This window comes from Mesorhizobium sp. M2E.F.Ca.ET.209.01.1.1 (assembly GCF_004010375.2).
GTDB lineage: Bacteria > Pseudomonadota > Alphaproteobacteria > Rhizobiales > Rhizobiaceae > Mesorhizobium.
Map to the genome: position 1 here is coordinate 1 of NZ_SADP02000135.1, position 509 is coordinate 509.

General features: G+C 56.0%; 1 protein-coding gene. It reads right to left on the minus strand.

Annotation, left to right across the window (positions count from 1 at the left end):
* Positions 1-116 precede the first annotated feature (116 nt).
* Positions 117-509, minus strand: a 393-nt coding sequence (locus EN852_RS41170) for a hypothetical protein (protein ID WP_189546343.1), incomplete at its 5' end; no start/stop codon positions are given.

Below are 509 nucleotides of genomic sequence, written 5' to 3' on the forward strand. Positions count from 1 at the left end.
GAGGTGGATGTGAGCACCATACCGACCCTGCATGCGGCCGAGTCTGGAACAAATCACCGGCCTTCTGAGCCGGTGGTCGCAGGTTCGAATGCCGCCGGGGCCGCCGGCCTTCGACATCACTGGCCGCTGCTGAAACTCTGGGAGACGTTGATCCCGTCGGCCTCGATGGTCAGTGTTTCGTCTAACTCCGAATCCTTTGATTCGACGGAGCGTGTAAAGCCAACGAGACGGGCTCCGGGGTCGCCCGGGCGCGACGGCTTCTCATTCAGATTGTTGATGAAATTAAAGGAGTTGGTCGCAATCCAAAACTGTTTGTCCGGACGGACATTTCCCCACATGTTTATGTTCTTGACGTGTTTGCTGACTTTATATTGGTTGGTTTCCGCATAGTACCAGAAGACGGACAAATGGAGTGCGCTATCGAATTGATCGCAGCCTCCATTTGGGGCCAGCACGAGCCAACCTCGGGAGATGTAGGACTCATCATAGCCGGGCTGGGCGTAGGCCAT